This is a genomic window from Bradyrhizobium stylosanthis, assembly GCF_001641335.1.
Lineage (GTDB): Bacteria > Pseudomonadota > Alphaproteobacteria > Rhizobiales > Xanthobacteraceae > Bradyrhizobium > Bradyrhizobium stylosanthis.
In genome coordinates, this window is record NZ_LVEM01000004.1 from 662,702 (window position 1) to 687,171 (window position 24,470).

General features: G+C 66.2%; 21 protein-coding genes. 8 read left to right on the forward strand and 13 right to left on the reverse strand.

All coding sequences use genetic code 11. The features are described from left to right. Nucleotides 1–249: 249 nt before the first annotated feature. The 6 genes from glyS to A7X65_RS29565 all read right to left on the reverse strand — a co-directional run bounded on the left by glyS (nt 250) and on the right by A7X65_RS29565 (nt 5,921). Nucleotides 250–2,349, reverse strand: a complete 2,100-nt coding sequence (gene glyS, locus A7X65_RS29540; RefSeq protein WP_063691940.1) for a glycine--tRNA ligase subunit beta — start codon at nt 2,347–2,349, stop codon at nt 250–252. Further along, nucleotides 2,349–3,284, reverse strand: coding sequence for a glycine--tRNA ligase subunit alpha (locus tag A7X65_RS29545; protein ID WP_063691943.1), 936 nt, complete (start codon nt 3,282–3,284; stop codon nt 2,349–2,351). The genes glyS and A7X65_RS29545 overlap by 1 nt, the downstream gene beginning before the upstream one ends. 227 nt (nt 3,285–3,511) lie before the next feature. After that, entirely contained in the window at nt 3,512–3,703 is a 192-nt protein-coding gene (locus A7X65_RS29550; protein ID WP_028178670.1) for a hypothetical protein, read from the reverse strand. Nucleotides 3,704–3,809: 106 nt separating this feature from the next. After that, nucleotides 3,810–4,718 carry a S49 family peptidase gene (locus A7X65_RS29555; protein ID WP_063691945.1) on the reverse strand — a complete coding sequence of 303 codons (909 nt, stop codon included), beginning with the start codon at nt 4,716–4,718 and terminating at the stop codon, nt 3,810–3,812. A 215-nt stretch (nt 4,719–4,933) separates the two neighbouring features. Then, entirely contained in the window at nt 4,934–5,701 is a 768-nt protein-coding gene (locus A7X65_RS29560; RefSeq protein WP_063691948.1) for a tRNA1(Val) (adenine(37)-N6)-methyltransferase, read from the reverse strand. After that, entirely contained in the window at nt 5,694–5,921 is a 228-nt protein-coding gene (locus A7X65_RS29565; protein ID WP_008131471.1) for a putative signal transducing protein, read from the reverse strand. The genes A7X65_RS29560 and A7X65_RS29565 overlap by 8 nt, the downstream gene beginning before the upstream one ends. Before the next feature lie 134 nt (nt 5,922–6,055). Between A7X65_RS29565 and A7X65_RS29570 the strand changes: the two genes are divergently transcribed. From A7X65_RS29570 to A7X65_RS29595, 6 genes are all read left to right on the forward strand, one after another. Continuing rightward, nucleotides 6,056–7,063 carry a polyprenyl synthetase family protein gene (locus A7X65_RS29570; RefSeq protein ID WP_063692598.1) on the forward strand — a complete coding sequence of 336 codons (1,008 nt, stop codon included), beginning with the start codon at nt 6,056–6,058 and terminating at the stop codon, nt 7,061–7,063. Nucleotides 7,064–7,674: 611 nt separating this feature from the next. Continuing rightward, nucleotides 7,675–8,190, forward strand: a complete 516-nt coding sequence (locus A7X65_RS29575) for a winged helix-turn-helix transcriptional regulator (RefSeq protein ID WP_063691951.1) — start codon at nt 7,675–7,677, stop codon at nt 8,188–8,190. Nucleotide 8,191: 1 nt separating this feature from the next. Continuing rightward, nucleotides 8,192–9,454, forward strand: a complete 1,263-nt coding sequence (fabF, locus tag A7X65_RS29580; RefSeq protein WP_063691954.1) for a beta-ketoacyl-ACP synthase II — start codon at nt 8,192–8,194, stop codon at nt 9,452–9,454. A gap of 45 nt (nt 9,455–9,499) precedes the next feature. Further along, nucleotides 9,500–10,132, forward strand: a complete 633-nt coding sequence (locus A7X65_RS29585) for a LysE family translocator (protein ID WP_063691957.1) — start codon at nt 9,500–9,502, stop codon at nt 10,130–10,132. A gap of 52 nt (nt 10,133–10,184) precedes the next feature. Continuing rightward, entirely contained in the window at nt 10,185–10,601 is a 417-nt protein-coding gene (locus A7X65_RS29590; RefSeq protein WP_063691959.1) for a RidA family protein, read from the forward strand. 25 nt (nt 10,602–10,626) lie between these two features. After that, nucleotides 10,627–11,502, forward strand: coding sequence for an alpha/beta fold hydrolase (locus A7X65_RS29595; RefSeq protein ID WP_063691962.1), 876 nt, complete (start codon nt 10,627–10,629; stop codon nt 11,500–11,502). 135 nt (nt 11,503–11,637) lie between these two features. Here A7X65_RS29595 and A7X65_RS29600 read toward each other — a convergent pair whose 3' ends face one another. From A7X65_RS29600 to A7X65_RS29610, 3 genes are all read right to left on the reverse strand, one after another. Further along, nucleotides 11,638–12,522, reverse strand: coding sequence for a 4-(cytidine 5'-diphospho)-2-C-methyl-D-erythritol kinase (locus tag A7X65_RS29600; protein WP_063691965.1), 885 nt, complete (start codon nt 12,520–12,522; stop codon nt 11,638–11,640). Between the two features lie 83 nt (nt 12,523–12,605). Continuing rightward, nucleotides 12,606–14,402 (reverse strand): tetratricopeptide repeat protein, encoded by a 1,797-nt coding sequence (locus A7X65_RS29605; RefSeq protein ID WP_145667895.1) that lies wholly within the window; start codon nt 14,400–14,402, stop codon nt 12,606–12,608. A gap of 308 nt (nt 14,403–14,710) precedes the next feature. Next, the gene (locus tag A7X65_RS29610; RefSeq protein ID WP_063691968.1) at nt 14,711–16,372 is read right to left on the reverse strand and encodes an electron transfer flavoprotein-ubiquinone oxidoreductase; all 1,662 of its coding nucleotides are present in this window, start codon (nt 16,370–16,372) and stop codon (nt 14,711–14,713) included. Nucleotides 16,373–16,506: 134 nt separating this feature from the next. On the opposite strand from A7X65_RS29610, the gene A7X65_RS29615 reads away from it, so the two are divergent. Beyond that, on the forward strand, nt 16,507–17,316 hold the full coding sequence (locus tag A7X65_RS29615) for a uracil-DNA glycosylase (protein ID WP_063691971.1): 810 nt from the start codon (nt 16,507–16,509) through the stop codon (nt 17,314–17,316). A 180-nt stretch (nt 17,317–17,496) separates the two neighbouring features. Here the strand turns inward: A7X65_RS29615 and A7X65_RS29620 are convergent, their stop codons facing one another. The 4 genes from A7X65_RS29620 to A7X65_RS29635 form a co-directional block, all read right to left on the reverse strand. After that, nucleotides 17,497–19,005: a glycosyltransferase family 39 protein gene (locus A7X65_RS29620; RefSeq protein ID WP_063691973.1), complete on the reverse strand. Its 1,509-nt coding sequence runs from the start codon at nt 19,003–19,005 to the stop codon at nt 17,497–17,499. Between the two features lie 246 nt (nt 19,006–19,251). Then, nucleotides 19,252–20,145, reverse strand: a complete 894-nt coding sequence (rnhB, locus tag A7X65_RS29625; protein ID WP_063692602.1) for a ribonuclease HII — start codon at nt 20,143–20,145, stop codon at nt 19,252–19,254. A gap of 77 nt (nt 20,146–20,222) precedes the next feature. After that, entirely contained in the window at nt 20,223–20,678 is a 456-nt protein-coding gene (locus A7X65_RS29630; RefSeq protein ID WP_063691976.1) for a VOC family protein, read from the reverse strand. Nucleotides 20,679–20,703: 25 nt separating this feature from the next. Then, nucleotides 20,704–21,870, reverse strand: a complete 1,167-nt coding sequence (locus A7X65_RS29635; protein WP_063691979.1) for a PA0069 family radical SAM protein — start codon at nt 21,868–21,870, stop codon at nt 20,704–20,706. A gap of 210 nt (nt 21,871–22,080) precedes the next feature. Here A7X65_RS29635 and A7X65_RS29640 point away from each other — a divergent pair, with 210 nt between their 5' ends. After that, complete coding sequence (locus tag A7X65_RS29640) at nt 22,081–24,468, forward strand: phosphoketolase family protein (RefSeq protein ID WP_063692604.1); 2,388 nt, start codon at nt 22,081–22,083, stop codon at nt 24,466–24,468. Nucleotides 24,469–24,470: the final 2 nt, after the last annotated feature.

The following is a 24,470-nucleotide window of genomic DNA, read 5'->3' on the forward strand; positions in this document are numbered from 1 at the left end:
GGCGCGTCACATCAATCAGGCTGGCGCGAGCAGTATAAATCGGACATCAGGCCCTGCCCGGTTTCCCCCCGCTGGGCAGGGCATTTTTGTGTGCTGTACGTGCACGCTCTCGTGTCCCGGACGCGACGCAGCGCGTAAGCGTTGCGGCGCAGAGCCGGGACCCAGAATCTTTCTTTGCAGCGGCATGGGCCCCGGCTCTGCAGCGCACCGCCACGCGGCGCTGCGCTGCGTCCGGGCCACGAGACCGGCTTAGTCCTGGATCTTCGAGAAATCCGCCACCGCGCGCGTGGCGCTGCGGATCTCGCCGAGCAGCTTCAGGCGGTTCTCGCGCACCTTGGCATCGTCGTCGTTGACGCGAACCTTGTCGAAGAACGCATCCACGGGCGGACGCAGCTTTGCCATCGCGCTCATAGCAGCAGCAAAGTCTTCCTTGGCGACGGCAGCGCTGGCTTCCGCCTTGACCTCGCCGATCGCCTTCGCCAGCGCCTTCTCCTCAGCGAGGCTGTAGAGCGCGGCATCGGGCGCACCCTCGAACGTGCGCTTGTCCTTCTTTTCCTCGATCGAGAGGATGTTGCTGGCGCGCTTGGTGCCGGCGAGCAGGTTCTTGCCGTCGTCGCTGTCGAGGAATTTTCCGAGCGCCTCGACGCGGCGGACGATCATCAGGAGATCGTCCTGGCCGCCGAGCGCGAACACGGCGTCAACGAGATCGTGCCGCGCGCCCTGCTCACGGAGCTGGACCTTCAGGCGGTCGGCGAAGAAGGCGAGGAGATCGCTCGGCAGCCTCGTGGCATCGGCCGGCTTCACCGACAGACCGGCGAGCGCCGACGCCGCCACCTTCATAAGCGACAGGCGCAGGCCGTTTTCGACGATCAGCCTGATCACACCCAGCGCCGCACGACGCAGCGCATAGGGGTCCTTGCTGCCGGTCGGCTTCTCGTCGATGGCCCAGAAGCCGACCAGCGTATCGAGCTTGTCCGCGAGCGCGACGGCAACGCTGACCGGATCGGTCGGCACGCGATCGGTCGGGCCCTGCGGCTTGTAGTGCTCCTCGCACGCGGCCGCGACAGAGGCATCCTCTCCTTGCGCCAGCGCGTAGTACTTGCCCATCAGGCCCTGCACCTCAGGGAATTCGCCGACGACTTCGGTCAGCAAATCCGCCTTCACCAGATGCGCGGCGCGCGTCGCCTTGGCGACATCGGCACCGACCAGCGGCGCGATCTCGGCGGCGAGGCGCTCGATGCGCTTGATGCGCGCAGCCTGGGTGCCGAGCTTCTCGTGGAACACGATCTGCTCGAACTTCGGCAGACGATCCTCGAGCCTGGTCTTCAGGTCCGTCTCGTAGAAGAACTTCGCATCGGACAGGCGCGGACGGATCACGCGCTCGTTGCCGGAGACGATGACCTTGCCGCCGTCGGTCGCTTCGATGTTGGCGGTGAGGACGAACTTGTTGGTCAGCTTGCCGGTCTTGGAATCCCTGACGACAAAGCACTTCTGGTTGTTGCGGATGGTGGCGCGGATCACTTCTTCCGGGATCGCGAGATATTCGGCCTCGAACGATCCCATCATGACGACGGGCCATTCGACGAGGCCGGAGACCTCGTCGAGCAGCACCTGATCCTCGACCAGCTCAAGGCCCTGCGCGAAGGTCAGCTCCTTGGCGTCTTCGAAGATGATGTCCTTGCGCGCCTGCGGATCGAGGATGACCTTTGCAGCCTTCAGCTTCGCCTCATAATCCTCGAAGCGGCGCACGTTGATTGCAGCCGGTGCCATGAAGCGATGGCCATACGTTGTCTGGCCGGTCTCGATGCCGTCGACCTCGAACTTCACGACATCGGGCTCTTCCGTCTCGGGCCCGAAGGTCGCTGTAATCGCGTGCAACGGGCGCACCCAGCTCAGCGAGCCCGGCTTGCCCGAACGCGCGCCCCAGCGCATCGATTTCGGCCAGGGGAAGGTGCGGATGATGACGGGCAGGATTTCCGCGAGCACGTCGATGGCGTCGCGGCCGGGCTTCTCGATCAAGCCGATGTAGAAATCGCCCTTGGGATCGCGCTGGATCTTGGCTTCGTCCAGCGACTTCAAGCCCGTCGCCTTCAGGAAGCCCTGCACGGCCGCATCGGGCGCGCCGACTTTCGGTCCGCGGCGCTCGGTCTTGAGGTCAGGCTGGCGCGTGGGGATGCCGTGCACGGTGAGCGCGAGGCGGCGCGGCGTCGCGAAGGCCTTCGCGCCTTCGTAGACGAGGCCTTCGGCGACGAGCTTGTCGGTGACCATGCGGCGCAGATCGTCGGCCGCCTTGGCCTGCATGCGCGCGGGGATCTCTTCCGAGAACAGTTCAAGCAAAAGTTCGGGCATCAGGCCGCTCCGCCCGCTTCAGTGTGGATCCAGGCCTCGCCGCAGGCCTTGGCCAGCTCTCGCACGCGAAGAATGTAGCTCTGCCGCTCGGTCACGGAGATCACGCCGCGCGCGTCGAGCAGGTTGAAGACGTGGCTCGCCTTGATGCACTGGTCGTAGGCCGGCAGTGCCATCAGATGCGCCTCGCGCTTGCCGTCCTTCCAGCCGGCGTCGAGATATTTCCGGCAGGCGGCTTCCGCCATCTTGAACTGCTCGAACAGCATCGCGGTGTCGGCGACTTCGAAATTGTGCTTCGAATATTCACGCTCGGCCTGCAGGAAGACGTCGCCATAGGTGACCTTCTGGTCACCGTCGCGGCCGTTGAAGTTGAGGTCGTAGACGCGGTCGACGCCCTGCACGTACATCGCGAGGCGCTCGAGCCCGTAGGTGAGCTCGCCCGCGACCGGCGCGCATTCGAAGCCGGCGACCTGCTGGAAATAGGTGAACTGGCTCACCTCCATGCCGTCGCACCAGCACTCCCAGCCGAGGCCCCAGGCGCCCAGCGTCGGGCTCTCCCAATCGTCCTCGACGAAGCGGATGTCGTGCACGGCGGAATCGATGCCGATCGCGGCCAGCGACTTCAGGTACAGCTCCTGAAGGTTCGGCGGCGACGGCTTCATGATCACCTGGAACTGGTAATAGTGCTGCATCCGGTTCGGATTCTCGCCGTAGCGGCCGTCCTTGGGCCGGCGCGAGGGCTGCACATAGGCCGCGTTCCAGGGTTTTGGCCCGAGCGCGCGCAGCGTGGTCGCCGGATGGAAGGTGCCCGCGCCCATCTCCATGTCGTAGGGCTGCAGGATCACGCAGCCCTGCTCGGCCCAGAATCGCTGGAGCGCGAGGATGAAGCCCTGGAACGAGCGTTCCGGGCGCATATGGGCGGGCAATGAGGCGTCCATCGTCAGATCAGGCTCTCGCGGGGGTTTTGAATCGCGCGGGACCGTATCGACGGCAGGGATGGGAATCAAGGCAAAGGGGGCGGATTCGGGCCGATCAGGCCCTCATCCCGGACAGTGCCGTAGGGTGGGCAAAGCGAAGCGTGCCCACCACCTGTCGCCACCGGGGAATTGGTGGGCACGGCGCAAGAGCGCCTTTGCCCACCCTACGGCGGCGATGTGTGGAGGGGCTAACCGGGCCGGTAAGCCCCGGTCACGGGGTCGCGTTTCAGCGTCTGGATATCCCCCATGCGGGCAGCCTCGGCGACGCGCGACAGGCGCATCTCCTCCAGCTCCTGGTTGATCCGGACGGCGGTCTTGTAGGCCCAGCGGACCACGGCAAGCCCGCCCAGGACGCCCGCGAAAGCGACGAACGGCGGCATCTGTCGATCCTTGTCTAGTGCTCAGCCCCCACGCGCATTCTCGCGCAGACCGGCCTGCACCGCAATCGGCAGACCCCGGGCCAAATGGCGCGGGGACTACCGACGGCTAGAACCCGAATTTCGCCCAAATGGCCCGCGTCTCGACCGCGGAGATCAGCTCGTCCGGCAGACCGGCCATTGATTCCATGGCCAAAAGCTGGCCCGCGCCGGGCGCTTTCCGCCCGAAAAGGCCCGACAGCAGGCCGGTCGGCTGGGCGATCACGGGGGTGAGAACCTTCTCGCCATAGCGGGCACGAAGAGTTGAGCGGAGATCGCCGATGCCGTCGGCAAGCCCCAGCGCGATCGAGCTGTCGCCGGCCCAGTATTCGCCCGTGAACAGGGTGTCGTCGGCGCCCTTCAGCCTGTTACCGCGGCTCTCCTTCACCAGCGCGATGAAGATGTCGTGGATCTCGCGCTGGATCGCCTTGAGCTTCGCGACGTCATCGGGGTTTTCGGGCAGGAACGGATCGAGCATCGCCTTGTGCGCACCCGCCGTGTAGAGGCGCCGCTCGATGCCGAGCCGCTTGATCGCCTCCTGGAAGCCGAAGCTGCCGCCGACCACGCCGATCGAGCCGAGGATCGAGGACGGATCGCAGAAGATCTCATCACCGGCGCAGGCGATCATGTAGCCGCCGGAGGCAGCGACGTCCTCGACGAAGACGAGCACCGGCAGCTTCTTCTCCGCCGCGAGCTGCTTGATGCGCAGATAGATCTGGCGCGACTGCACCGGCGAGCCGCCGGGCGAGTTGATCACCAGCGCCACCGCCTTGGCATTCCGCATCGAGAAGGCCCGCTCCAGCACGCGCGCGACGCCCGCGAGCGTCATGCCCGGACGTAGCGGCGTCACCGCGCCGATCACGCCGGACAGCCGCACCACCGGCACCACCGCCGTGCCGGGACGGAAGCGTGCCGGCAGATATTGCATGAGCTTGTCGGCCAGGCCGGAACTCCCACGATCGTTCAATTGTTCGGCCATGCCCTTACCTCTGATTAACCATTTCTTATCACGCGAGTGTCATTGAAAGTGCCTGGAACGTGTTTTGCAGAATCCCGGTTGGGAAGCTGCAATAGGCAGCGGAGGAAACGCCATGAAGATCTATCTGCTGCTGCTGCTGATCGGTGCGCTTTTCACGGCTATCCGCTTCACGTCCTCGTCTGAACAGCAGACGGAATCGCTTCCGCAGTAAGCCGTCACGGCTCCGCCAGCGGCAAGGCCGCCCTCCCCTCCAGAATATCCTTCACCTCTTTTTTAGGCACGACTGACTCGTCATTGAGCATAAGGCCCGGCAGCAATCGCGTCGGGGCCCTGCCGCCTTTGATCGCGCGCACCAGCACGCGGATCGCCGGCTTTCCAGCTTCGCCATGAACCGGCAGGATCGCGAGGCTGCCGAAGCCGCGTGACAGCGCTGCCATGACATCGGCGATCCCATCTGCACGCCAGATCAGGGTCAGCGCGCCATTCGATCGGAGGATACGCCGTGCTGCATGCACCCAGGCATGCAGCGTCTCTTCGCTCGCCACATGCGCGGTGTGTCGCATCTGATCCGGCGAGCCGCGATGGCGCGCGGGATCGTTGAAGGGCGGGTTCATCAGCACGGCATCGACGCTGTCGGGCACCAGCCCGTGTTCCGAAAAGGCCTGCGCGTCCGCGGTGACGTCGAGCACGATGGCCTCGGCGGGAATCGCGTTGGCCGCGGCATTGGCACGCGCGAGCTGCGCCAGTTCCGGATCGATCTCGATCAGGCTGAGCCTGATCCCCGCCACGCGGCGGGCGAGCGCGAGGCCTGCCGTGCCGATCCCGGCGCCGAGATCGACCACGCGGTCGCCCGCCCTGGCCTGTGTCGCCGCCGCCAGCAGGATCGCATCGTGCCCGGCGCGATGGCCGGTCCGCTTCTGCCTCAGCAGCAACTGCCCGCCGAGAAAGGCGTCCTCGGTAATGTCTGCTACGGCCTCAATCATCGCCGCGCAGTTCGTGGCTGAGGCCGGCCTCGGTGAGGAGTGCCCTCGCCTCCTGGGCGTCGTCCTCATGGACCAGGATCCGGCGCGGCAGGATGCCGAGCGAGCCCTCGATGATGCTCATGTTCTGGTCCAGCACCAGATGATGGATATTGGCGCCGTCGAGCAGCGCGCCGATCGCCGACACCAGCACCATATCGTTGGTCCGAACCAGTTCACGCAAAACGCAAATCTCCTGCCTGGAGGGGGTGAAAAGGGGCAAATGTCAATGGTTCCGCGGCCCTTGCCGCATCCGCCGCCAGTTTCTATTGTATTTCCATCAGAATAGCCCCTCCGGGGCAAATATTGGAGACCGGCGTGGCCGTCATCGTACCTTTCGAAACTCCCGGCGCGTCGATCGAAGAGCTGGTTGCCCTTGTCGCCCCTGACATGGAGCGCGTCAACGCCACCATCCTGTCGCGGACCGGCTCGGACGTGACCATGATCCCGGAGGTCGCCAACCATTTGATCTCCTCCGGCGGCAAGCGCCTGCGTCCGATGCTGACGCTCGCCATGGCCAACCTCGCCGGCTACACCGGCGACGGCCACATCAAGCTCGCCGCGTCCGTCGAGTTCATGCACACCGCCACCCTGCTCCACGACGACGTCGTCGACGAGAGCGAGATGCGCCGCGGCAAGCTGTCGGCGCGCATGCTCTGGGGCAACGAGGCCAGCGTCTTGGTCGGCGACTTCCTGCTCGGTCAGGCGTTCCGCATGATGGTCGAGGTCGGTTCGCTGCGCGCGCTCGACATCCTGTCTGCTGCCGCCGCCACCATCGCCGAGGGCGAGGTGATGCAGCTCGCCGCCGCCAAGAACACCGCGACCACCGAGGACGAATATCTCGCCGTGATCCGCGGCAAGACCGCCGAGCTGTTCGCCGCGGCCTGCGAGGTCGGCCCCGTCATCGCCAACCGCCCGAAGGCCGAGCAGACCGCCTGCCGCTCGGTCGGCATGAATCTCGGCATCGCCTTCCAGCTCGTCGACGACGTGCTCGATTACGGCGGCAAGAGCGCAAAGCTCGGCAAGAACACCGGCGACGATTTCCGCGAGGGCAAGATCACGCTGCCCGTGGTGCTCGCCTTCCGCCGCGGCAACGACACCGAGCGCGCCTTCTGGATCCGGGCGCTGGAGCGCGGCGAGATCGGCGACACCGACCTCGATCACGCCATCGGCCTGATGAACAAGCACCGCGCGCTCGAGGACACGCTGAGCCGCGCCCAGCACTACGGCGCCATGGCCGTCGACGCGCTGGCCCTGTTCCCGTCCTCGCCGATGAAGAGCGCACTGGAGCAGGTCGTGGCGTTCTGCCTGGCAAGGTCGCACTGAGCGCGCGTTTGCGGCACACCGTCTGCTCCATCCTCGGTGTCGTCCCGGCGCAGGCCGGGACCCATACCGCGTGATCCATCGACGGTCGCTGTTGCTCGTACAGATATCGACCAGCCGGTCCCAAACCACTCCCTGTGGTTATGGGTCCCGGCCTGCGCCGGGACGACGGCGGTGAGATAGTCTCGCCACCATATCCTCCACCCCGTCATTGCGAGCGCAGCGAAGCAATCCAGAATCCCTTCGTGGAAATACTCCGGATTGCTTCGCTGCGCTCGCAATGACGGAGGATGGCGCGAGGACACCGCGTACTCTCGTGTCCCGGACGCGCTGCAGCGTGAAACGCTGCTGTGCAGAGCCGGGACCCACGCGACATTCACTACTCTCAGCAACATGGGCCCCGGCTCTGCAGCGCATCGCACCGGACGATGCTTCGCATCGCCGGGAGCGCCGCGCTGCGTCCGGGGCACGAGCGCGGTTCAGTACGCACCACACCACGTCCTCACCGCCAACGCACCTTTTCACCGCTGGGGTTGCCCTTTCGCTCCAACCGGACTTGCTGCTCGCCACGCAGTCACTTGCATTTTGCAAGTAACTACCCTACGTTCCGCGCCATGCAGCCGAAATCCCCCTCGATCCTGGAATGCCCCGTCGGCCGCGCCGTGGAGACGGTCGGCGAGTGGTGGAGCATCCTGATCCTGCGGGATGCGTTCCAGGGCGCGACGAAGTTCGACGAGTTCTCGCAGAGCCTCGGCATCGCGCCGAACATCCTGTCGCGCCGGCTGGCCCATCTCACAGCGAGCGGCATGTTCGTCCGCCGCCGCTATCACGAGCGGCCGCCGCGCTACGAATATGTGCTGACCGACAAGGCGCGGGATTTCTTCCCCGTGGTCGCGGCGCTGCTCGCCTTCGGCAACAAGCATCTCGCACCGAAGGGCGAATCCATCCTGCTGGCGAACCGGGACGACGTCCGTCCGCTCGATCCCGTGGTCGTCGACGCCGCCAGCATGCGTCCGATCACACTCGCCAATGCCGTCGTCGTCGCAGGTCCGCGCGCCAGCAGTGGCCTGCGCGCGCGGCTTGCCTCACTCAAGGCCATGAACCCGGCCGTCGCGCCGGCGGGAGACTGACATGCGTCGTATCGTCGTGACGGGAATGGGCGCCGTGTCGCCGCTCGGCTGCGGTGTCGAACTGTCCTGGCGCCGGCTGCTTGCCGGCCAGAGCGGGCTGCGTCCGCTGCCCGAATGGGCGCATGTGCTGCCCGCGCGCATCGCGGGTCTCGTGCCTGACAAGGCCGATGACGCCGAAGGCGGCTACGATCCCGCACAGGCCGCGGCGCCAAAAGACCAGCGCAAGATGGACCGCTTCATCCTGTTCGCGCTGCTCGCCACCGCAGAAGCGGTGGCGCAGGCCAAATGGACGCCGCAGGATGCGAGCGCGCTGGAACGCACCGCAACGATCATCGCTTCCGGCGTCGGCGGCTTTCCGGCGATGGCGGACGCCGTGCGCATCACCGAGCAGCGCGGCGCGCGCCGGCTGTCGCCGTTCACGATCCCCTCCTTCCTCGCCAATCTCGCGAGCGGCCACGTCTCGATCAAATACGGCTACAAGGGCGCGCTGGGCACACCCGTCACCGCCTGCGCCGCCGGCGTGCAGGCGATCGGCGATGCCGCGCGCATGATCCGGGCGGGCGAAGCTGATGTCGCGATCTGCGGCGGCGCGGAGGCCTGCATCGACATCGTCAGCCTCGGCGGCTTTGCCGCGGCGCGCGCATTGTCCAGCAGCTTCAACGACGAACCCGCGCGCGCCTCGCGTCCGTTCGATCGCAATCGCGACGGCTTCGTCATGGGCGAAGGCGCCGGCATCCTGGTGATCGAGGATCTCGAGCATGCGCTTGCGCGCGGCGCGACGCCGATCGCGGAAATCGTCGGCTACGGCACCACGGCGGACGCCTACCACATGACGTCGGGCCCGCCCGATGGCGACGGCGCCCGCCGCGCCATGGAGATCGCGCTCCGGCAGGCCAGACTCGAACCCGCCGACCTGCAGCACCTCAACGCGCATGCGACCTCGACGCCGGCGGGCGACGAGAGCGAGCTCGGCGCGATCGGCGCCCTGTTCGGCCGCAACCGAGACATCGCGGTCAGCGCGACCAAATCGGCCACCGGCCATCTGCTCGGCGCCGCCGGCGGCCTCGAAGCCATCTTCACCATCCTCGCGCTGCGCGATCAGATCGCGCCGCCAACGCTCAATCTCGAAAACCCCGATCCGGGCGCCGATGGCATCGACATCGTCGCCGGCAACGCGCGGCCGATGCCGATGCTGAATGCCATCTCCAATGGATTCGGCTTCGGTGGCGTGAATGCCAGCGCGATCTTCCGCCGGATGGGCTAAACGAGAAACCCTTGCAATCGCGGCGCGCTGCGCTACGAAAACGGGATGATCGACACGAATTTCTGGCTGTTCCTGGCTGCTGCCTGTCTCATTGCCGCCGTTCCCGGTCCCGGGATTTTCTACGTCGCGGCACGAACCTTGTCGGAAGGGCGCGGAAGCGGCTTTGCCTCGACCGCCGGCACGGCGCTGGGCGGGATGGTCCATGTCGTGGCCGGCAGTCTCGGCATTTCCGCGATCATCCTGGCCAGCGCCGAACTGTTCACCGCAGTCAAATTCGTCGGTGCGCTTTATCTGGTCTGGCTCGGCATCAAGACGTTCCGCAGTGCCGGCCGCGTGCTGTCGCTTGACAGCGCAGCTGTCGGCGACAAGCGCGCGTTTCGCGACGGCGTGCTGGTCGAGGCGCTGAACCCGAAGACCGCCGCGTTCTTCCTCGCTTTCATTCCGCAATTCCTCGACCCCGCGGGGTCGAACCCGACGCTGCAATTCATCATGCTGGGCGCGATCTCGGTGACGCTGAACACGCTCGCCGACGTGGTCGTGGTGCTGATGGCCAGCGCGACGCGCACGCAGCTGATCGGACGGCCGCAGCTGATGCGGCGTCTCACGCAGGGCTCCGGAATGTTCATCGCGGGGCTCGGCCTCACGCTGGCCCTGGCGCGGCGCCCGGCTCAGGGCTGACGGAGCACTGTCCATTGTACGTTGGAGGGCGGGTCATGAAGCGAGGTGTACGATGACATCACGAGTCGAAACGCTGACGCCGCCGAACACACCAAAGCCGATCGGCCCCTACAATCACATCGCCAAAGTCGGTGACCAGATCTGGATCGGCGGGACTGCGGGCTTCGATCCGGCGACGGGACAACTGGTCGGCGCCGATGTCGGCTCCCAGACCCGGCAGATCTTCAGATCGTTTGCGGTCATGCTGGCTGCGGTGGACTCCGATCTCAACCACGTCACCCACATCAATGTGTTTCTCAAGCAGATGTCGGATTTCGAGGCGATGAACACAGCCTATGTCGAGATGATGGGGGAGCACCGGCCCGCTCGCACGGTGTTTGCCGTGCTGGAGCTTCCGAAGCCCGGCGTCATGCTGACCATGAATTTGACGGCCGTCACACGGCAACCAGCCTCATCGGCGGGAAGATAACCGCAATTCAAGGAATCACGGCCCGATGCTCGCTCCGCAAAGTCGCTACTACGAGTCACACGGCCTGCGGCTGCATTATGCCGACTGGGGCAACGCAGACGCGCCGCCTCTCATTCTGGTTCACGGCGGCCGCGATCACTGCCGCAGCTGGGACGTCATCGCGCGCTCGCTGCAGCCGCATTTTCACGTCATCGCCCCCGACCTGCGCGGCCACGGCGATTCCGACTGGACCAAAGGCGGCAGCTACGCGCTGACCGAGTATGTCTACGATCTCGCCCAGCTCGTTCGCAGCATTGGCGCGCCTCAGGTGACCCTCATCGGCCATTCGATGGGCGGCATGGTGAGCCTGATCTTTACGGGCTCATTCCCCGAGCGCGTCACCAAGCTGGTCGTCCTCGACGGTGTGACCATGCTGCCGGATTCGCCGAAGGCGCCGACGCACGAGCGCATCGGCAAATGGGTCAGCCAGCTCGACAAGCTGCACGATCGCACGCCGCGCCGCTATGCGACCCTCACGGATGCCGCCGCGCAGATGGTGCTGCACAACAAGCGGCTGTCCCGCGAGCTTGCGCTGCACCTCGCCACCCACGGCGCCCGGCAGAACGAGGACGGCACCTATAGCTGGAAGTTCGATCCCTATCAGCGCGCCTCCGCGCCGCACCGGCTCTGGCCGGACGATCATGTCGCGCTGTGGTCGCGGATCGCCTGCCCGACGCTGCTGCTCAATGCCGGCGAGAGCTTTCTGGCGGGCGCGAAAGCGGCAGGCCTGGAGCGCTACTTCCCGAACGCGCGCATGGAGACCATCGCCGGCGCAGGGCACTGGCTGCAACACGACAAGCCGCAGGAGGTGCTGGGTGAGATCCGGCGGTTCCTGGGATTGGCCGGGGACGGCGCGGGTTAGCCGCGCTGCCGTAACAGGCTCCGCGGCCGTAGGATGGGCAAAGCGGAGCGTGCCCACGCATCTGTCGCCGTATCGGAAAGATCGTGGGCACGGCGCTGTCGCGCCTTTGCCCACCCTACGGCACTACGGCACCACCTAGCTCAACGTTCCCGCATGCACCCACCAGCCGGGATGATCGCGCCTGATCCTTTCGGCGGCGGCATGGGCATCGGTGGGCGCGCCATAGATCGCAAAGCATGTCGCACCGGAGCCGGACATGCGCGCGAGCTTGACGCCGGCGGAATCGCGCAGCGCGTCCAGCACCTCGCCGATCACCGGCTCGATCCGCATCGCCGGCGCTTCGAGATCATTGGCGACGGTTTCGAGAACGTCGACCCAATCAGTGATCGAGCCGCCCTCGTCCGGCCAGGCCGGGGCGTCCAGCACCGAGGTGGCGCCGACCAGGAGCTCTCCGTTGCGCAGGCCGAGCTCCTGAAACACCTCCTTGGTGGCGACGGGCACGCGCGGATTGACCATCACGCAGGGCATGCTCGGCAAGGCGAGCGGCAGCAACTGCTCGCCGACGCCGGTCATGTCGCAGGCGCGCGAGAACAGGCACACCGGCACGTCGGCACCGGTCGCGAGTGCGACCTGCTGCAGGCGCGGATCGTCGAGCGGGAGATTGTTGAGGCGGGCCAGCAGGCGCAGCGCCGCTGCGGCGTCGGCCGAGCCGCCACCGATGCCAGCGGCCACGGGAAGCACCTTGTCGAGCGCGAAGGCACCGAGCTTCAGGCCCGGCACTGCCTCTGCCAGAAGCTTGGCCGCCTTGAACACGAGATTGTCGCTGGCATCGCCGCAGGCCGCGGCAAGCGGCCCGGTGGTGGTGAGCTTCAGCTCGCCGCCCGGCTCCAGCGTGAGCCGATCCGCACAATCGGCGAACGCGACCACGCTTTCGAGATCATGATAGCCGTCCGCACGACGGCCGACGACGCGAAGGCTCAGATTGACCTTCGCCCGTCCCTCTTCAATCAACGCCGGCATTGACGATCAGCCCCCAAACGCACTTTCTTTGTCGCGCATGATCTTGTCGGAAAACCGCTGCACACTTTTCCGGATCATGCGGATCAGCCGCCCTTGCCGTCGTCCTTCTTCTTCTCGGCCTGCGCCGCGGAAGAATTCGAATTGTCGTCGGTCAAACCGTTGGCGATCTTGGCCTCGATCTTCGGGAGATCATCCGGCTCGGGCTTGAGATCGCGGGCGTGCGACCACTGGAATTTGGCCTCCAGCGTGCGGCCGACGCGCCAATAGGCGTCGCCGAGGTGATCGTTGATGGTGGGATCTTCCGGCTTGAGGTCGATCGCGCGCTCGAGGTTCTTCACCGCCTCTTCGTAATTGCCGATGCGGTAATAGGCCCAGCCGAGGGAGTCGACGATGTAGCCGTCGTCGGGACGCTGCTCGACGGCGCGCTTGATCATCTTCATGCCTTCGTCGAGATTCACGCCCTGGTCGATCCAGGAATAGCCGAGATAGTTGAGGACATGGGGCTGATCGGGCTGCAGCTCGAGCGCCTTCTTCATGTCGGCTTCGGCCTTGGCCCACTCCTTCGAGCGTTCCTCGCAGATGCCGCGATAGTAGTACCAGACGCTGTTGGCCTTGTCGTTGCCGGGCTGCAGCGCCTCGATGCCGCGCGAATAGGTCGCGCCGCAGTCACCGAACTTCTTGCGGCCGCGCTCGATATTGCCGAGCGCCATGATGGCCTCGAGATCCTTGGCATCCTCGGTCGTGACGCCCTTGAGGATCTTGATCGCCTCGTCGGTGCGGTCGGCCGAATCGAGGTCAATGGCGAGCTGGATCTGCGCGTTGCGCTTCAGCGGCGAAGTCGCCGGCACGCGCTCATAGACCTTGATCGCCATCTGCGGCCGCTTCACCGATTCATAGAGATCGGCGAGCGAGAGCAGCGCCAGCGGATGCGTCGGCTGCAAATAGAGCGAGAGCTGGAGATAGACCAGCGCCAGATCCTCGCCGCCGCGGCGGGTCAGGGTGGCGCCGATGCCGTAGAGCGCTTCGGCAGCGCCGGCCTGCGCGGAATCGACCAGCGGCGGCAGCTTCTTGCCGGCCTTGGTGTCGCGCAGACCTTCCACGATCAGCGGATGGCGGGCGAGCTTCTTGTCGAAGGCCTGGTAGACATTGGTCGCCGCGGCCGAATCCTTGTTGCGCGACAGCCAGCGCGCATAGGCCTCGGTGACGCGCAGCATGGAATCGTCGAGCTTGTAGGCGCGCTCGAAGCGGGTGCCGGCATCCTTCTCCTTGCCGGCGAGTTCGAGGATCATGCCGGCGTGCAGGTCCTTGAACAGCGGATACCATTCGGGACCGGCGAGCTTGTCGATGGTGGCGACGCCGCCCTTGGCATCGCCGGCGCCGTAGGCGGCCCAGCCCGACAGCAGCGTGGCGACGAGATCGGTAATCGGGCCGCGGATCGACTGGTTGATGTTGCTCTGCGCGGTCGCGTACTTCTTCAGCTTCAGGTCATGCACGCCAACGACGAGACGCGCGACGCGGTTGGTCTTGTCGATGGTGAGGATGCGCTCGGCGAGCTTGACCGCCTCGTCGATGTCGCCGTCGGCGACCGACGAGATGAAGGCACGGTCAAGCAGCTCGTTGTTCTTGGGATCGGTGCGGAGCGCAGAGCGGTAAAAGGCTGCCGCCGAAGCCGCATCGCGCTCGACGCTGGCATGGCGGGCGGCAAGATAGCTGCCGGCACCGGTGAGGGACTTCAGATCGTTTCGGGTCGGAAACTGCGCCGCCGTATCGGCCGGGTGATCCGGCGTCTGCGCCAGGACCGCGCCGGGGACCGTCGCGATCGCTGTGCCCATGAGGGCGATGGCGGCAACAGTCCAGCGGTTGAAACGATTTGAGAACATCAGGGCTCGCCTTGAGTTGGTAGTGCCTGGGTTTGCAGCAGAAGGCCGTCTCGCATGCGAACGCGGCCGGTGGCATCGGGACCCGGAACCGTCGGGCCGACAATGCCGCTTTTGGCGCTTCACCGCAAGGATTCGGGCCGGACGATCCCCTCCGCACGCCCCAAATCGGCCTATAACGCCCCAAGACGCTGCCAGTATGGCCTTATCGTGGCCGCGGCAGGTGGCCGCGCCCGGGTCCTCACGCGAACGTGCGGCCGGATCACCTTTTGTGACCGGTTCGCTCTGAGCCCGCTCCGATTGGCCCGCTCTTACATCGCCTCGTAGTTCGGGCCGCCACCGCCCTCCGGCGGAACCCAGGTGATGTTGCCGTTGGGGTCCTTCACGTCGCATGTTTTGCAGTGGACGCAATTCTGGGCGTTGATCTGGAAGCGCGGGCTCGCGCCCTCCTCGACCCATTCATAGACGCCGGCAGGGCAATACCGGTTCGAGGGACCGGCGAACACGTCGTGCTCCGAGGTTTTCTGCAGGTTCATGTCCGCGACCTTGAGATGGACCGGCTGGTCCTCCTCATGATTGGTGTTGGACAGGAACACCGACGACAGCTTGTCGAAGGAGATCTTGCCGTCCGGCTTCGGGTAGTTCTTCGGCGCGTGGCTCTTGGCCGGATCGAGCGTGGCGCGATCGGGCTTGGCATGCGACTGGGTGCCGAACAGCGAGGTGCCGAACAGCGTGTTGCACCACATGTCGAAGCCACCGAGCGCGACGCCGAGCACGGTGCCGAACTTCGACCACAGCGGCTTGACGTTGCGGACCAGGAACAGATCCTTGCCGACCGACGAGGAGCGCCAGGCGTTCTCATATTCGATCAGCTCGTCATTGGCGCGATCGGCCGCGAGCGCAGCCGCGAGGTGTTCCGCCGCCAGCATGCCGGTGCCCATCGCGTTGTGCACGCCCTTGATGCGCGGCACGTTGACGAAGCCGGCCGCGCAGCCGACCAGCGCACCGCCGGGGAAGCTCAGCTTCGGAACCGACTGATAGCCGCCCTCGGTGATCGCGCGCGCACCATAGGCGAGCCGCTTGGCGCCTTCGAAGGTGTTGCGGATCGAGGGGTGCGTCTTGAAGCGCTGGAATTCGTCGAACGGCGAGAGATAGGGATCGTCGTAGTTCAGATGCACGACGAAGCCGACGGCGACGAGGTTGTCGTCGTAATGGTAGAGGAACGAGCCGCCGCCCGTCTTCAGGTCGAGCGGCCAGCCGAACGAATGCTGGATCAGGCCCTTCTGGTGCTTGGCGGGATCGATCTGCCAGACTTCCTTCAGGCCGATGCCGAACTTCGCCGGCTCGCTCTTGGCGTCGAGCGCGAACTTGCTGATGAGCTGCTTGGTCAGGCTGCCGCGGGCACCTTCGGCGAACAGCGTGTACTTGCCGAGCAATTCCATGCCGCGGGTAAAGGAATCCTTCGGCTTGCCGTCGCGGCCGATGCCCATGTCGCCGGTGGCGATGCCCTTCACTGCGCCCTGCTCGTCATAGAGCACCTCGGCGGCGGCAAAGCCCGGATAGATCTCGACGCCGAGCGCCTCCGCCTTGCGCGCCAGCCAGCGGCAGACATTGCCGAGCGAGCCGATATAGCAGTGATGGTTGTCCATCAGCGGCGGCATCATGAAGTTCGGCAGCTTGATCGCGCCGCCGCCGGTCATCCAGTAGAAGCGATCATCCTTGACCTGCGTCTTCAGCGGGCAGTCGGAATCCCCGCGCCAGTCCGGAATGAGCTTGTCGAGCCCGGCCGGGTCGATCACGGCGCCCGAGAGAATATGCGCGCCGACCTCGGAGCCCTTCTCCACGACGACGACGTTGAGATCGGCGTTGATCTGCTTCAGCCGGATCGCGGCCGCCAGGCCCGAGGGGCCGGCGCCGACGATGACGACGTCGAATTCCATGGATTCGCGCGGGGGAAGTTCTTCGGTGCTCATCTGATCTCAGCCCTTGAGACGGTCTTCGGTCGTTTGCGCCCTCTTGTTTCCGATTTTTCCGGGTAGGACAACCTCGGAAATGCATCCCGGTGGGATGCAAGGCCGTCCAAGGTGATATAAAGTCAGACTTTCCCATGATCCCCGAACCCGCACCCACCGTCCGAGAGCTGCTCGCCTTCTATCTGGAGGCGGGTGTCGACTGCGCGCTCGCGGAGGAACCGATCGACCGCCTGGCGGAATTAGATGCCCCGCCGCCGGCCCCGCGCGCGGCCCCTCCGGTCGAGGCGCCGCGGCCGGTTGCGGCGCCCGCCGTCATGCGCGGCGAAGCCGCGCCCGCACCTGATGTCGCCATCGCCTCGGCACGCGAGGCCGCGCGCACCGCGCCGACGCTGGAGGCGCTGCGCGAGCTGATGCAGAATTTCGAGGGCTGCGCGCTGAAGCATACCGCGACAAGGCTGGTGTTCGCCGACGGCAATCCGCAGGCGCGCATCATGTTCGTCGGCGAGGCGCCGGGGCGCGACGAGGACATCGAGGGACTGCCCTTCGTCGGGCGCAGCGGCAAGCTGCTCGACCTCATGATCGGGGCGATCGGCCTCAACCGCACCACCGCCTACATCGCCAACGTCATTCCCTGGCGGCCGCCCGGCAACCGCACGCCGACGCCGCAGGAGACGCAAATCTGCCTGCCCTTCATCCAGCGCCAGATCGAGCTGGTGAATCCGGATCTGCTGGTGACGCTCGGCAATCCCTCGACGCAGACGCTGCTGTCGACCCGCGAAGGCATCATGCGCACGCGCGGACGCTGGTTCGACTACGAGACCGGCCAGCGCACCATCCGCGCGCTGCCGACGTTCCATCCGGCCTATCTGCTGCGCTCGCCGTCGTACAAGCGGCTGGCCTGGCAGGATCTGCGCGCGATCGCGAAGGTGCTGGCGGTTAGCTAGGTCTCGTGTCCCGGACGCTGTGCGGCACCACAAGCGCGTCTACGCGCGTCTTCGACACGCTATGGTGACGCTCCGCAGAGCCGGGACCCAGAAAGCAGCACAGTACGATGCGGCGAGATGGGCCCCGGCTCTGCAGCGCACCGCTTTGCGCTGCGCAGCGTCCGGGGCACGAGATCTCCCTCACGACCCCTTCGGCCGCACGATGGCCCAGCCGATGCGCAACAATCCCTGGCGGCCGGTCACCAGCCATTCGAAGGCACGCGGCACTTCCGGCACGATGCCGGGGAAGCGCTTGAGAATCTCGGGCGGAGGGGTGCCGGCGGTGTCGGAGGCACGCCAGACCACGACGCCCCCGGTCTCGGCGAATTTGGTCTGATTGATCCACGGCGTCCGCGCAGGGTCGGCGTCGATGAAGAGATGCGGCCGGCCGGAATGCAGCGTGATCAGGCTGGCGAGCTGGGTCTCGCCGGCAACCGCGCGCAGGCGGTGGTTGGTGCGGCGGGCAAAGCTCTCGTCGAAGAAATCCGAGATGGCGCGCGCCGGCATCGAGGTCGCAACCTCGTTGGCGCCGGTCCAGGGCAGGAACAGGACGGCGAGCACCACGCCGACGGCGGGCGCGACGACGGCGGCAGCCCATACCGTGCGCAGCATCCGCGCGCGGCGCATCGCGATGAGGTCGCCGGCCGCGACGACCACGGCGAGCCCGGACAAGACCAGCACGACGCCGGCGCCGCCGACGACGGTTTCGAGCCCGAGCAGGCCCGAGATCAGCACGGCGCCGAGCGCAGGCGCCAGCGCGAAGAAATAGACGAAGCTGCGCGCGAGCGGCTCGACCGGCGGGCGATAGATGATCGGCGCCTCCTCGCCCTTGGCGACGAACAGACCGGCGTTGAGGAAGCTCAGCGCGGGAATCGCGGCCGCACCGAGCACGAGCCCGCCGAGCAGCCAGGCCGCGTGGAGCGCGCGGGCGTTCAGCTCGGCCATTTGCGGCAAGGTCGGCAGCACCAGCGTCTCGGCGCGCATGAGCCAGGCCGCATAGGGCAGCGCCAGCACGGCGACCACGATCAGGGCGAACAGCGGATCGAGCGCACGCAGCGTGCGGCGGCCGCCCGCGGTCGAGAGCGCGAAGACAACGAGCAGGAGGAGCAGGAAGACCGCCGCGGGCGTCGTCAGCAGCAAGAGGCCCGCCTCGATCGACCAGGCGAACCAGGCATTGCCGCGGCGCTGGCCGATGATCTGCCAGGAATGCAGCAGAAGAAGCGCCCAGAGCGGCCGCGCCAGCACGAGCGGGCCGAAATCGAGCGCGGACGAGGAGAAGGCGAGGACGGTCATGGTCAGGAGCACGGCGAGCACCGCCTGCTGCGAGCCGACCACCGCGCGGGAGAGATGATAAAGCGCGATGAAGGTCGCGATCTCGCAGAGCTGGGCGAGCACATAGACGCCGAACATGTGGCCGCCGGCGAGGCGATAGGCGATGTCGGCGAGCCAGACCGGCAGGGGCGGGCCGAGATCGGTACCGACCTGGTATTCCCGACCGAAGGCCAGCAGCGTCGCCAGAGAGCCGGGCGGGCTGCGGTAAAACACCAGCGCCACGAACAGCCACATCAAGGCCTGCAGCAGCACGGCGATCCAGACGATCAGCCGCGGCCGGGCGCGAATGAGCTCGATGACCAGGGAGGTAAACCGCATGCAACGTCCGAAAGATGCAGCCAACCCGTCCAGCCGGCCCTATTCGCTCACGACTACTTTGATAAGGGGCGCTGCGCGTCGTGGCAACTTCGGTCTGCTCGTCATGCCCGGGCTTGTCCCGGGCATCCACGTTCTTCTGAGCTGGCCGCAAAGACGTGGATGGCCGGGACATGGGCGAGCGGAGCGACGCCGTCCTTCGGACGGCTGTGCCTGGCCATGACGATGTGGAAACAGTGGGACGGGACCTTAGAGGTTTGCCGAGGCGTCGACCTCGACGCTCGCTTCCACCTGCACCTCGGCCTCGGTGACCGAGAACAGGTCCTGCACCGGCTCGACGGTCCAGGGCATGTGCTTGGCACGCGCCGCCGCGACCGGCGCGAAGAAGCTGCGGTGGTGGACGGTGGGGCCGAGGCGGTTGAGGGCATCGAGATGCTCGGGGACGCCGTAGCCCTTGTGCTGCTCGAAACCGTAGCCGGGGCAATCCTGCGCCAGCGCGCACATCAGGCGGTCGCGCGTCACCTTGGCGACGATGGAGGCTGCGGCGATCGACAGCACGATGCCGTCGCCGCCGATCACGGCCTCGCAGTCGCAGGCCGTGTCGAGGCGGTCGCGGCCGTCGACGAAGACGTGGCGGGGCGCCTCGGGCAAAGCCACCACGGCGCGCTTCAGCGCCCATAGCGAGGCGCGCAGGATGTTGTCGCGGTCGATTCGCGCCGGCGAGGCGATTGCGACCGAGACCTGGGCGGTGGCGCAGATCTTGTCGAACAGCTTTTCGCGCGCCTCGGCGGTCAGGCGCTTGGAATCATCGATGCCGCGCGGGATGCGGTCGGGATCGAGAATCACCGCGGCCGCCACCACGGGACCTGCCAGCGGCCCGCGCCCCGCCTCGTCACAGCCGGCAACCGGCCAGACCCCGCGCTTGATCAGCACGCGCTCGCGGCGGAAGCTCGGCGGCGCGATCGCGATGATGCCTTTCCTGCCGGCAGGGACCTTCACGGCAGCAGCCTTCGCGGCAGAAGACTTCGCTGCGGTCGATTTCGCTGCGTTGGCTTTGGCCGCCTTGGCAGGTGCTGCCGTCTTCGCAGCCCGCTCTTTCGACGCGCCTTTGGCCGGTTTCCCGGCGGACTTGTCCCGAATCATGGCCGGGATCGTGCGCAAGCGGCCCTGCCGGCGCAACCGGGAACCCCGGATAATTCCCGTTATTCAGGCCGACCGCCCTACTTCGCCAGATGCACCCGCCGGTCCTCGCCGACCTCGATACCGGGCGCGACCACGACCTCCCACGGGTGATCGTCGGGGTCGCTGAAATAGCCGGAATAGCCGCCATAGTCGGTCTCATGCGCGGCCTTCAGCAGCTTCGCGCCCTTGCCAAGGGCGAAAGCCAGCACCGCATCGACCTCCTCGCGCGAGGCGCAGTTCCAGGCGAGGGTGACGCCGCGGAAAGTCGATGGCCTCGGATTGTCAGGCAGCCTGGCATCGGCGGCGAGCAGATCCCAGGGATACAGCGCGAGCACCGGACCTCCGGTGTCGTAGAACGCGACCGCCTCGCCGGTGGCCTTCAGCCGGCGCGAGAAACCGAGCGCGTCGTAGAAGGCGATGCTGGCGCGGATGTCGGCAACGCCGAGCGTGATGACGGTGAGCCGTGGCACCGGAGCCGGCAATTCCTTACTCATGTTACGCCTCTTCCACGTGATCGGATCAGAACAGGCTGAGCTGATCGCCGTTCCGCTTCGGCCTTGCAAAGTGATCGGTCGTCAGCCTGGAGCGGCGCTTGTTCAAGCCGAGCCTGTCGCAGGCGATCTCGAAGCGGCGGCCGATGGTCCAGGCCATCGGTCCGGTGCCCTTCATCCGCTCGCCCCATTTGGCGTCGTAGTCGCGGCCGCCGCGCATGTCGCGGATCAGCGTGAAGACGTGGCGATAGCGGTCCGGATAGTTCGCCATCAGCCATTCGCGGAAGAGATCGCGCACCTCCAGCGGCAGCCGCAGCAGCACATAGGAGGCTTCCTTGACGCCGGCATGGGCGGCGGCATCGAGGATGCGCTCGATCTCGGAATCGTTCAGCGCGGGGATTACCGGCGCGACCATCACCGTGGTGGGAATGCCCGCCTCCGAAAGCTGCTTCAGCGCCTCCAGCCGCTTCGGCGGCGTCGAGGCGCGCGGCTCCATGGTGCGCGCCAGCTTCGGATCGAGCGAGGTCACTGATATCGCGACCTTGGCGAGGTTGCGCTTGGCCATCCGCGCGAGAATGTCGATGTCGCGCACGACCAGCGCCGATTTGGTGACGATGCCGACGGGATGCGAAGTACGTTCCAGCACTTCGAGAATGCCGCGCATGATTTTGCGCTCGCGCTCGATCGGCTGATACGGATCGGTGTTGGTGCCGATCGCGATCATCCGCGGCTCGTAGCCGGGTGCGGCGAGCTCCTTCTCCAGCAGCGAGGGCGCCTCGGGCTTCACGAACAGCTTCGACTCGAAGTCGAGTCCCGGCGACAGTCCGAGATAGGCATGGGTCGGACGCGCGAAGCAGTAGACGCAACCGTGCTCGCAGCCGCGATAGGGATTGATCGAGCGATCGAAGCCGATGTCGGGGGAGTCGTTGCGCGTGATCACCTTGCGCGAGGTGTCGACCCCAACCGTGGTCTTGAACGGCGGCAGATCCTCGAGGCTCTGCCAGCCGTCGTCGAAGGCGACGCGGGCCTCGGCCTCGAAGCGGCCGCTGGCATTGGACTGCGCGCCGCGGCCTCGCCTGCGCTGGCGGTCGATGGCGACGGCCAGCTCGGGAAAATCAGAGTCCGCACCCGCCGGCTCGGAGGGCGCCTTGACCGGCGGGTGCTTGAGAGCATGAGAGGATGCTGCTGGACTCATGCAGCCAAGATAACACGAGAACGGAACAAATCAAGAACACAAACAAAAAAGCTGAAAACAACCCCATGCACAGTAGCGCTGCCCAAACTTCGCGCGCCGAGCTTTGACCTCACGCAACACCGCGTGACCTCGACCCCGTTTTGATGCGGTGGAGGATCGATCTCGCCGGAACTCGGTTGATGACGATCCCGGGTGAAGGTCAGCAAGAATATGACAAAGCAACAACAATCGGCCGCTGCAAGCAGCGACCTCGATCTGCTCGATCGTTACTGGCGTGCCGCCAACTACCTCTCCGTCGGGCAAATCTACCTGCTCGACAACCCGTTGCTGCGCGAGCCGTTGCGGCCCGAGCACATCAAGCCGCGTCTGCTCGGCCATTGGGGCACGACGCCCGGTCTGAACTTCATCTATGCCCATCTCAACCGCGTGATCCGCGCGCTCGATGTCGGCGTGCTCTATGTCTGCGGCCCCGGCCATGGCGGCCCGGGCATGGTCGCCAACACCTATCTCGAAGGCAGCTACAGCGAGATCTATCCCGACATCGCGCGCGATGCGGAGGGACTGCGCAAGCTGTTCAGGCAGTTCTCCTTCCCCGGCGGCATTCCGAGCCACGCGGCGCCGGAAACGCCGGGCTCGATCCACGAGGGCGGCGAGCTCGGCTACGCGCTGGTGCACGCCTATGGCGCGGCGTTCGACAATCCCGATCTGGTCGTTGCCTGCGTCGTCGGCGACGGCGAGGCCGAGACCGGCCCGTTGGCCGCGTCCTGGCACTCCAACAAGTTCCTGAACCCGGCGCATGATGGCGCGGTGCTGCCGATCCTGCATCTCAACGGCTACAAGATTGCCAATCCCACCGTGCTCGGACGGATGCCCGACAGCGAGATCCGCGACCTGTTCCGTGGGCTGGGCCACGAGCCGCTGTTCGTCGAGGGCGACGATCCCAAATTGATGCACCAGACAATGGCCGACGCGCTCGACGTCGCCTTCGCCAGCATCCGCTCGATCCAGCAGCACGCCCGCGACGGCCGCAAGGCGGTCGAACGGCCGCGCTGGCCGATGATCGTGCTGCGCAGCCCGAAGGGCTGGACCGGTCCGAAGGAGGTCGACGGCAAGAAGGTCGAAGGTTTTTGGCGCGCACATCAGGTGCCGGTCGCGAGCTGCCGCGAGAATCCGGCGCATCTGAAGATCCTTGAAGACTGGATGCGAAGCTACGAGCCGGAAAAACTGTTCGACGCGAGCGGCGCGCTTGTCCCCGAGCTCCAGGCGCTGGCGCCTGAAGGCAACAGGCGCATGGGCGCCAGTCCGCACGCGAACGGCGGCCTGCTCAAGAAGGAGCTGAAGCTGCCCGACTACCGCGGCTTCGCGCTCGAGGTGCCGCAACCCGGCGCCGTCACCGGCGAGGCGACGCGCGAGCTCGGCAAGTTCCTGCGCGATGTCATTCGCCTCAACGCGCAAGAGCGCAACTTCCGCATCATGGGTCCGGACGAGACCGCGTCAAACCGGCTCGATGCGGTGTTCGAGGCGACGGAACGCGTCTGGATGGAGCCGACCGAACCGTACGACGTGCATCTCGCCCAGGACGGCCGCGTGATGGAGGTGCTGAGCGAGCATCTCTGCCAGGGCTGGCTCGAAGGCTACCTGCTGACCGGACGGCACGGCTTCTTCTCCTGCTACGAAGCCTTCATCCACATCGTCGATTCCATGTTCAACCAGCACGCCAAATGGCTGAAGGTGACGCGCGACCTGCCGTGGCGGCGGCCGATCGCCTCGCTGAACTATCTGCTGACCTCGCATGTCTGGCGCCAGGACCATAACGGCTTCAGCCACCAGGACCCCGGCTTCGTCGATCTCGTCGCCAACAAGAAGGCCGACATCGTCCGCATCTATTTCCCGCCGGATGCCAACACGCTGCTGTGGATCGCGGACCATTGCCTTCGCACTTACGACCGCATCAACGTGATCGTCGCCGGCAAGCAGCCGGCGCCGCAATGGCTGTCGATGCAGGATGCGGCGACGCATTGCGATGCCGGCATCGGCATCTGGACCTGGGCGGGCACGGAGGACGCAAGCGGCGAGCCCGACGTGGTGATGGCCTGCGCCGGCGACGTGCCGACACTGGAGACGCTCGCCGCCGTCGACCTCCTGCGCAAGGCGCTGCCGGACCTGAAAATCCGCGTCGTCAACGTCGTCGACCTGATGACACTGCAGCCGAAGGAGCAGCATCCGCACGGGCTTTCGGACCGCGACTTCGACAGCCTGTTCACATCGGACAAGCCCGTGATCTTCGCCTATCACGGCTATCCCTATCTGATCCACCGTCTCACCTATAACCGCACCAACCATGCCGGCTTGCATGTGCGCGGCTTCGCCGAGGAAGGCACCACGACGACGCCGTTCGACATGGTCGTGCTCAACGAGCTCGACCGCTATCACCTCGCCATCGAGGCGATCGAGCGCGTGCCGGGACTTGCGACAAAAGCCGCGCAGGTGAAGCAGCAGCTCCGCGACAAGCTGATCGCGCATTCGCGCTATGTGCGCGAGCACGGCGAGGACATGCCGGAGATCCGCGACTGGACCTGGCCAGGCAAGGCGGGCTGACC

Bases quoted from the DNA above. Each gene is read 5' to 3' on its own strand.
- A7X65_RS29600 (WP_063691965.1), bottom strand. From the start codon at position 12,522: ATGCCGGCGTTGATTGAAGAGGGACGGGCGAAGGTCAATCTGAGCCTT.
- glyS (WP_063691940.1), bottom strand. From the start codon at position 2,349: ATGCCCGAACTTTTGCTTGAACTGTTCTCGGAAGAGATCCCCGCGCGC.
- A7X65_RS29555 (WP_063691945.1), bottom strand. From the start codon at position 4,718: ATGGCCGAACAATTGAACGATCGTGGGAGTTCCGGCCTGGCCGACAAG.
- A7X65_RS29635 (WP_063691979.1), bottom strand. From the start codon at position 21,870: ATGAGTCCAGCAGCATCCTCTCATGCTCTCAAGCACCCGCCGGTCAAG.
- A7X65_RS29610 (WP_063691968.1), bottom strand. From the start codon at position 16,372: ATGAGCACCGAAGAACTTCCCCCGCGCGAATCCATGGAATTCGACGTC.
- A7X65_RS29620 (WP_063691973.1), bottom strand. From the start codon at position 19,005: ATGCGGTTTACCTCCCTGGTCATCGAGCTCATTCGCGCCCGGCCGCGG.
- A7X65_RS29550 (WP_028178670.1), bottom strand. From the start codon at position 3,703: ATGCCGCCGTTCGTCGCTTTCGCGGGCGTCCTGGGCGGGCTTGCCGTG.
- A7X65_RS29615 (WP_063691971.1), top strand. From the start codon at position 16,507: ATGATCCCCGAACCCGCACCCACCGTCCGAGAGCTGCTCGCCTTCTAT.
- A7X65_RS29595 (WP_063691962.1), top strand. From the start codon at position 10,627: ATGCTCGCTCCGCAAAGTCGCTACTACGAGTCACACGGCCTGCGGCTG.
- rnhB (WP_063692602.1), bottom strand. From the start codon at position 20,145: ATGATTCGGGACAAGTCCGCCGGGAAACCGGCCAAAGGCGCGTCGAAA.
- A7X65_RS29630 (WP_063691976.1), bottom strand. From the start codon at position 20,678: ATGAGTAAGGAATTGCCGGCTCCGGTGCCACGGCTCACCGTCATCACG.
- A7X65_RS29640 (WP_063692604.1), top strand. From the start codon at position 22,081: ATGACAAAGCAACAACAATCGGCCGCTGCAAGCAGCGACCTCGATCTG.
- A7X65_RS29590 (WP_063691959.1), top strand. From the start codon at position 10,185: ATGACATCACGAGTCGAAACGCTGACGCCGCCGAACACACCAAAGCCG.
- A7X65_RS29605 (WP_145667895.1), bottom strand. From the start codon at position 14,402: ATGTTCTCAAATCGTTTCAACCGCTGGACTGTTGCCGCCATCGCCCTC.
- A7X65_RS29575 (WP_063691951.1), top strand. From the start codon at position 7,675: ATGCAGCCGAAATCCCCCTCGATCCTGGAATGCCCCGTCGGCCGCGCC.
- A7X65_RS29545 (WP_063691943.1), bottom strand. From the start codon at position 3,284: ATGGACGCCTCATTGCCCGCCCATATGCGCCCGGAACGCTCGTTCCAG.
- A7X65_RS29560 (WP_063691948.1), bottom strand. From the start codon at position 5,701: ATGATTGAGGCCGTAGCAGACATTACCGAGGACGCCTTTCTCGGCGGG.
- A7X65_RS29585 (WP_063691957.1), top strand. From the start codon at position 9,500: ATGATCGACACGAATTTCTGGCTGTTCCTGGCTGCTGCCTGTCTCATT.
- fabF (WP_063691954.1), top strand. From the start codon at position 8,192: ATGCGTCGTATCGTCGTGACGGGAATGGGCGCCGTGTCGCCGCTCGGC.